Origin of the sequence: Paeniroseomonas aquatica (assembly GCF_030409335.1) — a bacterium.
Lineage (GTDB): Bacteria > Pseudomonadota > Alphaproteobacteria > Acetobacterales > Acetobacteraceae > Belnapia > Belnapia aquatica.
On sequence record NZ_JAUFPN010000139.1, the window covers coordinates 1 to 9,050 of the forward strand.

A 9,050-nucleotide genomic window follows, 5' to 3' on the forward strand; every position below is an offset into this window, starting at 1 on the left:
GGCCGCCCGCGCGGCGGCCGAAGCCAGCGCCGAGGCCTCCCAGAGCCAGGCCAGCGCCGCGGTCGCGGCCCGGACGGCGGCGGACGCCGCCCTCGTTGCGGCCCGGCAGGAGCGCGACGCCGCCCTCGCCCGCGCCGCCGCGGCCGAAGCCGCGCTGGAGCATCTGCGGGAGGCGCATGCGGCGCTGACCACCGCGCGCAACACCACCGAATTCGCCCGCAACCTGGCCCAGGCGGGGGTGCAGGAGCTGCGCGTCGAGCTGCTGCGGCTGCGCGCCGAATTCGGCGTGCCGCTGGCCGAGCCGGCGCCCGCCGGGCCGCCGGTCCCCTTCGACGAGGACTGGTACCTGGCGACCTATGGCGATGCCAAGGCGGCGGTGAAGGCGAAGTTCTTCGAGTCCGGCCTCGACCACTACCTCAAGCATGGCCGCGCCGAAGGCCGCCAGCCGCTGCCCGGCCCCGCCGCCTGAGCCACGGCCCACCGCGCGGCGGATGGGCCGCGCCGCGGCTCAGGTATTGGCCAGCGGGCAGCCGCCTTCGGCCAGTGGCCGGAAGGCCTCCTCGGCCGGGGTGGTCTGCACCAGCTTGTAGTAGTCCCACGGCCCCTTCGACTCCGCCGGCGCCTTCACCTCGAACAGGTGCACGTCGTGGATCTTGCGGCCGTCGGCCCGGATGCGGCCAGCGCCGAAGACGTCGTCGTCGGTCGGCGCCGCCTTCATCAGGTCGACCATCTCGCGGCCCGAGGCCTTGGCCCGCGCCGCCCCGACCTGGCCGACCATCTTGAGGTAGTGCAGGGCCGCGGAATAGGCGCCGGCCTGGCACTGGTTCGGGTAGTTGTCCGGCGTCTTCGGCAGGACCCGGCGGGTGAAGGCGCGGGTCCGCTCGTTCATGTCCCAGTAAAAGCACTCGGTCAGCAGCAGCCCCTGCGCGGTCTCGAGGCCGAGCGTATGGACATCGTTCACGAAGCCGATGATCCCCAGCAGCTTCTGGCCACGCTTGGTCAGGCCGAACTCGTTCGCCTGCTTCACGCAATTGATGAAATCCGCCCCGGCATTGAGGAAGGCCACCACCTTGGCCCGGCTGGAGGCCGCCTGCACCAGGAAGGAGGAGAAGTCGCTGGTCGCGGGGAAGGGGTAGCGCACCTTGCCGGCGACCCGGCCGCCGCCGGCCTCGATGAAGCGCGTCAGGTCGCGTTCCATCTGGTAGCCGAAGGCGAAGTCGGCGGTGACGAAGAAGAAGCTGTTGCCGCCCGCCTTCACCGTGGCGACGCCCGAGGACCGCGCCAGCATGTAGGTGTCGTAGGTCCAGTGCACGGTGTTCGGGCTGCAGTTGTGCGCCGTCAGCTCGGTGGTGGCGGCGCCGGTGTTGAGGTGGATCTTGTCCTTCTCCCGGACGATGCCGTTCACCGCCAGGGCGATCGAGGAATTGTTGACCTCCAGCACCACGTCGACGCCGCCGCGGTCGAACCATTCCCGCACGATGCCGGTGCCGGTATCGGCCTTCTGCTGGTGGTCGGCCTGCACCACCTCCACCGGGATGCCGCGCTCGATCAGGCCGGAATCCTGCACCGCCTGGCGGACGCAGGCGACGTTGGTCGGGCCCGACAGGTGGCGGTAGGGGCCGGAGAAGTCGCCGAGCACGCCGAGGCGGATCGGCTGGCCCTGGGCGCGGGCGCGGCCCCCGGCGAGCAGGGGGGCGGCTGCCGCCCCGAGGACGAGGCTCCGGCGTGGGATGGTCATTCCTGGGTTTCCTCCGTGGCGGCCGGGGTTCGTGCCCGTCCCGGTTCCGCGCCGGGCCATGGTGACGCGCGATCCGCCCGCCTGGGAAGGGGGCCGGGATCGCTCCGCTTCAGCGGCGCAGCCCCAGCACCACCTCCCGCCGCCAGATGTAGAGGCCGCTGGCCACCAGCACCGCCATGCCGGCGAAGTCCCAGCCATCCGGCAGCTCCGCCCAGACCAGGGCGCCCATCGCCGTGGTCCAGAGGATGGCGGAATACTCGAAGGGCGCCAGCAGCGTCGCCTCGCCGCGGCGATAGGCCTCGGTCATCATCACCTGCGCCACGGCCGAGAGCATCCCGGTCCCGGCCAGCATCGCCCATTGCTGCGGCGTCGGCGCCACCCAGACCGGCACCGCCGCCACGGCCGAGACGGCGGTCGCGCCGAGTGCGAACCACAGCACGATGGTCGCATTGCTCTCGCCGGCATTGCCCATGCGGCGGATGGTGATCATCGACAGCGCCCAGCCCACCGCCCCCGCCAGCACCGCCGCGGTGCCCAGCGCATTGGCCGCGCCGCCGCCGCCGGGCACCGACATCAGCAGCACCCCGCCGAAGCCGACCAGCACCGCCGCGCCGCGGCGCGGTCCGACCTTCTCCCCCAGCAGCGGGATCGACAGCAGCGTCAGGAACAGCGGCATGGTGAAGCCGAGCGCCGTCACCGTCGCCAGCGGCAGCACCGCGTAGCCGTAGAAGGCGCCCACCATGCCCACCAGCCCGGTCGCCATGCGGATGGCATGCAGCTTCGGGTTCCGGGTGCGCAGCGCCGCCCGGAGGCCCTGGCGCCCCCCGGCCAGCCAGACCAGGGGCAGCAGCACCGGGATGCCGAAGAGGTTGCGGCAGACCACCACCTCGGCCAGCGGCAGTTCCCCCTTCAATCCCTTCACCAGCGCGCCGGCGAGGGAGAAGACCGCCGCCGCCCCCAGCACCATCAGCACGGCATGCCGCCGCGCCGCCCCGCGCTGGCGGCGTTCGGCCTCCGCCGAGACAGGCTCGGCCGTGCCCCCCAGGGGGGCTGCTTCCAGTTGTGCATCCATGGACGGCGTTCCGCCCCAAGGCTAGGGTCCCGGCCGCATGAACGCCAGACCCCCCAAGGCCCCGCTCATCCCCGCCCACCCCGGCCTCGAGGTCCGCGCCGACGAGGTGGTCTGGGACGGCCGCTTCCCGCTGCAGCGGGTCCGCTTCACCTATGAGCGCTTCGACGGCGCCCGCTCGGCCGAGCTGGTCTGGGAGCTGTGGCGGCGCGGCCGCGGCGTCGCCGTGCTGCCCTACGACCCCGCCGCCGATTGCGTCGCCCTGATCCAGCAGTTCCGCCTGCCCGCGCTGGCCGCCGGCTTCCCCGCGATCATGACCGAATGCCCCGCCGGCCTGCTTGAGCCCGGCGAGGACCCGGCCGAGGCCGCCCGGCGCGAGACCGAGGAGGAGACCGGCCTCAGGCCGGACCGCTTCGAGCGGATCAGCCATACCCTGCTGATGCAGGGCGGCTGCGACGAGGCGATGTTCCTCTACGCCGCCCGCGTCACCCTGCCCCGGCCGGGCGAGGCCGGCACCTTCGGCCTGGCGCATGAGGGCGAGGACATCCGCGTCCTCATCATGCCGGCCGAGGAGGCCTTCGCCCTGCTCGACGCCGACCGGGTCGGCAATGCGACCGCGGCCATCTGCCTCTGGTGGCTGCGCCACCACCGCGCCCGGCTGCGGCGGGAATGGGCCTGAGGCGGCCTCCCTTCAGGCCAGCGCCGCCCGCAGCCGCGCCCGTTCCGCCCCGCTGAAATCCGCCCAGGCCAGCTCCCGGTCGAGCGGCATCGGCACCCGGCCCGGCGCGCCGACGCCGAGCGCCGGGTCGAGCCAAAACGGCTCCGCCTTGCGCGGCAGCGGCCAGAGCATGGCCGCGCCCCCCTCGAGCGGCGCCGCCTGCCAGCCGTTCTGGTCGCGCCGCAGCATCCGCAGCGGCACCGGCGCCAGCGGCTGGCCCGAGAGCGCCCGCCGGGCCCGCCGGGCCCGCAGGCCACTGCGTAGGCCGAAGCCGGCCAGGGTCAGCATCCGGTTCCACAGATGGTCCTGGCCCATGTCCGTGGTCAGCCAGTCCCGATGGGCCATCGCCGCCACGCTGTGGTCGCCCATGTGCGGCTCGCGGACGGGCACCGCGCCGTCGCGCACCGCGTGGTCCTGCAGCAGGGTCGGGACCACCGCCGCCGCGGCGAACCAGCCGAAGCCGCCCGCCAGGACGAGCGTGGCGGCGGCGAGCAGGAGGCCGCGCACCCAGGTGACCGGGGCCTTCACCGTCAGCGGACGGGACGGGAAGGCAGCCTCGAGGCCCGGCCTGGACAAGCGGTGGCTCCAGGATATCTGAAATTGCATGGAACGCCGGCCGGGTAATTCGCCGGCGGCGGCCTGCAAAGCGCGGCCGGCGCGCCCGGGCGGGAGCATGCCGCCGGGCTTGCCACCGGCCGCGGGGCGGGGGATGAAGTCGGATGCCAACCGAACTGCTCTACCGCGACGACGCCACCCTGCAGCAGGCGGAAGCCCGCGTCCTGGCCGCCGGGCCGGAGGGCGTGCTGCTCGACCGCACCCCCTTCTACGCCCAGGCCGGCGGCCAGCCCGGCGATGCCGGCTGGCTGCGCTGGGCCGATGGCGAGGCCATCGTCACCAAGGCGGTGAAGGGGCCCGAGGACACCGTCCTCCACCAGCTCGCGGAGGGCGCCACCCTGCCCCCCGTCGGCGCCAGCGTCACCGCCGTGCTGGACTGGGGCCCGCGCCACCGCCACATGCGCATGCACACCGCCCTGCATTTGCTCTGCAGCCTGATCCCCGGGGCCGGCGTCACCGGCGGGCAGATCGGCGCCGAGCGCTCCCGCCTCGACTTCGACCTCGCGACACCGCCGACCAAGGAATTCCTGACCGAGGGGCTGAACGTGCTGATCGCCGCCGACCACGCGGTCGGCGAGCGCTGGATCAGCGAGGCGGAGCTCGACGAGAACCCCGGGCTGGTCCGCACCCTCTCGGTGCAGCCGCCACGCGGCGCCGGCCGCATCCGCCTGGTCCGCATCGGCGAGGAAGCCGCCCCCGTGGATCTGCAGCCCTGCGGCGGCACCCATGTGCGCCGCACCGCGGAGATCGGCCGGGTCGAGGTCACCAAGCTCGAGAACAAGGGCAAGCAGAACCGGCGGGTCTACCTCGTCCTGGGAGAGTGAACGACATGCAAGATCTGGTCAGCACCGAATGGCTGGCGGCCGAGCTCGGCAAGCCGGACCTCATGGTCTTCGACACCACCAAATACCTGCCGAACGAGCCGCATGACGGCAAGGCGAAGTACGCCCAGGCGCATGTCCCCGGCGCCGATTACTTCGACATCGACCTCATCGCCGATCCCGAGGCGGCGCTGCCGCACATGATCCCGAGCGCGGCGCGGTTCGAGAAGCTGATGGGCCTGCTTGGCGTCAGCAATGCCAGCCGCGTCGTCTTCTACGACCAGAAGGGCCTCGCCTCGGCGGCCCGCGGCTGGTGGCTGATGCGGCTCTTCGGCCACCACCAGGCCGCGGTGCTGGATGGCGGCCTGCCGAAATGGGTGAAGGAGGGCCGCGCCACCGAGGCCGGCCCGCCGCCCTGCACCACCGCCGCCACCTTCGTCGCCGACTTCCAGGCCGAACTGGTCCGCGGCATCGGCGACGTCAAGAAGATCGTCCGCCAGGGTGGCGGCGGCGCCCTCATCCTCGATGCCCGGGCCCGCGGCCGCTTCGACGGCACCGCGCCGGAGCCCCGCCCCGGCCTGCCCTCCGGCCACATGCCGGGCGCGGCGAACGTCCCGTTCAACGAGCTGCTGAACCCCGACCAGACCATGCTGGACCCGGCCGCGCTGCATGCCCGCTTCGCTGCCGCCGGCGTCACCGCCGAACGCCCGGTCGTCACCTCCTGCGGCACGGGCGTCACCGCCTGCATCCTCTCGCTCGGACTGGTCCGCGCCGGCTTCCCCGAACCCGCCGTCTACGACGGCTCCTGGACCGAATGGGCCGGCCGGCCCGAAACCCCGAAGGTGCATTCCTGATGGCCGACGACCCGAAGGCGCATGGCGTCGCCACCCGCCTGAGCCATGCCGGCCGCGCCGGCACCCATGTGCATGGCTTCGTGAACCCCGCCGTCCATCGCGGCTCCACCGTGCTCTTCCCGAATGTCGCCGCCCGCAAGGAGGGCGCCAAGCACCGCTTCGAGCAGTTCATGACCTACGGGACCCAGGGCGGCCCGACCCACTACGCCTTCGAGGACGTCATCGCCGAGATCGAGGGCGGCACCCGCTGCCTGGTCGTCGGCACCGGCCTCGCCGCCGTCGCCGTGCCGCTGCTCGCCTACCTCAAGGCCGGCGACCACTGCCTGATGCCGGACAATGCCTATGGCCCGGCCCGCAACTTGTGTGAGGGGCTGCTGAAGGGCTTCGGCATCGCCACCACCTACTACGACCCGACGGTCGACGAGGGGGCGATGGCCGCGCTGATCCAGCCAAACACCAAGGTCGTCTATACCGAAAGCCCCGGCAGCCACACCTTCGAGGTGCAGGACATCCCCGCCATCGCCCGCGCCGCGCATGCCCGCGGGGCGAAGGTGCTGATGGACAATACCTGGGGCATCCACCACTTCATGCCCTTCCAGCATGGCGTCGACGTCTCCATCCAGGCGCTGACCAAGTATGTCGGCGGTCACTCGGACATCCTGCTCGGCAGCGTGACGGTGAACGACGAGGCGGACTGGCAGGTGGTGCGGGCCGCCGGCTCGCAGCTCGGGCAATTCGCCTCCCCCGACGACGTCTGGCTGGCGCTGCGCGGCGTGCGCACCATGCTGGTCCGCCTCAAGCGGCAGGAGGCCAGCGGCATCGAGGTGGCGAAGTGGCTGGAGACGCAACCGCAGGTGCTGCGGGTGCTGCATCCGGCGCTGCCCTCGCATCCGCAGCACGAAATCTTCAAGCGCGACTTCACCGGCGCCTGCTCGCTGTTCGGCCTCGTGCTCCAGCCGCACTACACCCCGGAGGATGCGGCGCGCTTCATCGACAGCCTGCAGCTCTTCGGCATCGGCGCCAGCTGGGGCGGCTTCGAGAGCCTGGCCATCCCGACCACCGGCCATATCACCCGCACCGCCGGCACCGGCGACTTCGGCGGCCCGATGGTCCGCATCCACATCGGGCTGGAGGAGCCGGCCGACCTGATCGCCGACCTGACCCAGGGCCTGGCGAAGCTCGGCTAGCCCGGTGGCAAACCTCCGCGACCTCCGCTCCGTCGCCCCCATCCTGATCGGCTCGGCGGTGATGCTGAGCCTGGCGATGGGGCTGCGGCAGAGCCTCGGGCTCTTCATGCAGCCGGCGGTGAAGGACCTCGGCATCGCGGTCGCGGAGTTCACCCTGGCGGTCGCCATCCAGAACCTCGCCTGGGGCTTCCTGCAGCCCTTCGCCGGGGCGGCGGCGGCGCGCTTCGGCTTCCGCCCGGTGCTGGTCGCGGGGGTGCTCTCCTACCTCGCCGGGCTGCTGCTGCTGGCCCGCGCCAGCAGCGCGCTGGACGTCATGCTGGGCGCCGGCCTGCTGATCGGGCTGGCGCTGGCCTGCACCGCCTCCGGCATGGCCATGGCGGTCGCCTCCCGCCCCGTCCCGCCGGCGCTGCGCAGCACGGTGCTGGGGCTGGTCTCGGCGGCGGGGTCGCTCGGCGCCCTGATCGCCGCGCCGATCGGGCAGCTGCTGTCCGAAGGCTATGGCTGGCGCGCCGGGGTCTTCGGCTTCCTCGCCCTCGGCCTGCTGATGCTCCCCGCCGCCTGGAGCGCGGGCAAGGTCGACAAGGTGGCCCTGCCGCCCGCCCGCGACGAGGCCAACAGCGCCATGGCCGCCTGCGGCCTGGCCATGCGGCACGTGCCCTTCCTGGTCATGTCGGGCGCCTATTTCATCTGCGGGCTGCAGCTGGTGTTCCTGACCACCCACCTGCCCTCCTACCTGCAGCTCTGCGGCATGGACCCGATGCTGGCGGCCGAGGCGCTGGCGACCATCGGCGGCTTCAACGTGCTGGGCAGCCTCTTCTTCGGCTGGGCCGGCGGGCGCTGGTCCAAGCCGGCGCTGCTGGGCGGCATCTACCTCACCCGCTCCCTGGTGCTGGCCTGGTACTTCGCGGTGCCGCCGACGCCGGGCAGCACCCTGGTCTTCGCCGCGCTGATGGGCTTCCTCTGGCTCGGCGTCGCGCCGCTGGTCGCGGGCATGACGGCGGAGATGTTCGGGCTGCGCTGGCAGGCGCTGGTGCAGGGCCTCGCCTTCACCAGCCATCAGCTCGGCAGCTTCCTCGGCGCCTTCGGCGGCGGGCTGGTCTTCGACCTGCTGGGCTCCTACGACCTCGCCATCAGGATCGGCGTCGGCATGGGGCTGGTGGCCGGCACCATCCAGCTGCTGGCGGCGCTGCCGCGCTGGCCCGGCTCGATGCGGCCGGCGCTGGCAGGCTGAGCCTGGAGCGCGATCGTCTGAGGTGCAATCACCGAAAGACGTGAATCGCGCGACAAAACAATAAGCTGGACCGTGAACCGCGCTTCTGTCAGCGCGGATCGCGGCCTAGCGCAGGGGCTTCGTTCCCGGGTGCATCCAGCCGCCGTCCGGCATGGGCGGCGGCCCGGCCGGCACCACGCCACAGGCCGGGCGCAGCACGCCGCAATCCCAGCGATGCGCCGCCGGCCGCCCGGTCAGCGTCCCGCCCGGCTGCCAGCGGCATTCGCAGAGCTTGTCGCCGAGGCAGGCGGTCATGCCCTCCCGCCCCGCCACGCAGGCGGGCGGCGCCTGGGCCCCGGCCGGCAGGGCGGCGAGCAGCAGCAGGATGATCGGCAGTCCACGCATGCCGCGCAGCCTGCACCGGTGCCGATGAGCAAAGCCTGAACGGCAAAAAGGCCCCGGCCCTGCGACCGGAGCCCCCGCGAGGCCGAACCCCTGCCCCGCCTCAGTCCTTGAGCTGGACCGCCTGGCGGCCGCGCTGGCCGTCCCGCACGTCGAGCGCGAGCTTCTCGCCCTGCTGCACATCCTGCTTGCCCGCGCGCTGCAGCACGGAGGAATGCAGGAAGACATCCTGGCCGCCGTCATCGGGCGTGACGAAGCCGAAGCCGCGCACCTGGTCGAACCACTTCACCGTGCCGTTGACGGCATAGGTCGGCCCGCCCGCGTCGCGGTCCCCGCCGAACTCGCGCCGCGGCGGCGGCCGGTCGCCGAAGGAGGGGCGCGGCGCGCCGAAGCCGGCGCCCGGCGGGCTGCCGAAGTCGCGGCGCGGCGGCCGGTC

At 73.0% G+C, this 9,050-nt stretch carries 10 protein-coding genes and 1 pseudogene; 6 read left to right on the top strand and 5 right to left on the bottom strand.

What is annotated here, in order from left to right; genetic code table 11:
• A pseudogene (locus tag QWZ14_RS12445) lies at positions 1–469 on the top strand (hypothetical protein); the annotation flags it as partial.
• A 39-nt stretch (positions 470–508) separates the two neighbouring features.
• Here QWZ14_RS12445 and QWZ14_RS12450 read toward each other — a convergent pair.
• Both QWZ14_RS12450 and QWZ14_RS12455 read right to left on the bottom strand, forming a co-directional pair.
• Positions 509–1,738, bottom strand: coding sequence for an ABC transporter substrate-binding protein (locus QWZ14_RS12450; RefSeq protein ID WP_290316993.1), 1,230 nt, complete (start codon positions 1,736–1,738; stop codon positions 509–511).
• 109 nt (positions 1,739–1,847) lie between these two features.
• Positions 1,848–2,810, bottom strand: coding sequence for a DMT family transporter (locus tag QWZ14_RS12455; RefSeq protein WP_290316994.1), 963 nt, complete (start codon positions 2,808–2,810; stop codon positions 1,848–1,850).
• A gap of 37 nt (positions 2,811–2,847) precedes the next feature.
• Here QWZ14_RS12455 and QWZ14_RS12460 point away from each other — a divergent pair, with 37 nt between their 5' ends.
• A complete protein-coding gene (locus QWZ14_RS12460) occupies positions 2,848–3,486 on the top strand; it encodes an NUDIX domain-containing protein (protein ID WP_290316995.1) in 639 nt (212 codons plus the stop codon).
• A 12-nt stretch (positions 3,487–3,498) separates the two neighbouring features.
• Here the strand turns inward: QWZ14_RS12460 and QWZ14_RS12465 are convergent, their stop codons facing one another.
• Positions 3,499–4,101, bottom strand: a complete 603-nt coding sequence (locus tag QWZ14_RS12465; protein ID WP_290316996.1) for a hypothetical protein — start codon at positions 4,099–4,101, stop codon at positions 3,499–3,501.
• A 143-nt stretch (positions 4,102–4,244) separates the two neighbouring features.
• Here QWZ14_RS12465 and QWZ14_RS12470 point away from each other — a divergent pair, with 143 nt between their 5' ends.
• From QWZ14_RS12470 to QWZ14_RS12485, 4 genes are read left to right on the top strand one after another with little or no spacing between them, the layout of a single operon-like run.
• Positions 4,245–4,964, top strand: coding sequence for an alanyl-tRNA editing protein (locus tag QWZ14_RS12470; RefSeq protein ID WP_290316997.1), 720 nt, complete (start codon positions 4,245–4,247; stop codon positions 4,962–4,964).
• A gap of 5 nt (positions 4,965–4,969) precedes the next feature.
• The gene (locus QWZ14_RS12475; RefSeq protein ID WP_290316998.1) at positions 4,970–5,815 is read left to right on the top strand and encodes a sulfurtransferase; all 846 of its coding nucleotides are present in this window, start codon (positions 4,970–4,972) and stop codon (positions 5,813–5,815) included.
• A complete protein-coding gene (gene metC, locus QWZ14_RS12480) occupies positions 5,815–7,002 on the top strand; it encodes a cystathionine beta-lyase (RefSeq protein WP_290316999.1) in 1,188 nt (395 codons plus the stop codon). Before QWZ14_RS12475 ends, metC begins: the two co-directional genes overlap by 1 nt.
• A gap of 4 nt (positions 7,003–7,006) precedes the next feature.
• Entirely contained in the window at positions 7,007–8,233 is a 1,227-nt protein-coding gene (locus tag QWZ14_RS12485) for an MFS transporter (protein WP_290317000.1), read from the top strand.
• Positions 8,234–8,338: 105 nt separating this feature from the next.
• Here QWZ14_RS12485 and QWZ14_RS12490 read toward each other — a convergent pair whose 3' ends face one another.
• A complete protein-coding gene (locus QWZ14_RS12490; RefSeq protein ID WP_290317001.1) occupies positions 8,339–8,617 on the bottom strand; it encodes a hypothetical protein in 279 nt (92 codons plus the stop codon).
• A gap of 100 nt (positions 8,618–8,717) precedes the next feature.
• Positions 8,718–9,050 (bottom strand): cold-shock protein (locus QWZ14_RS12495; protein WP_290317002.1); only part of this gene is annotated, 333 nt, incomplete at its 5' end.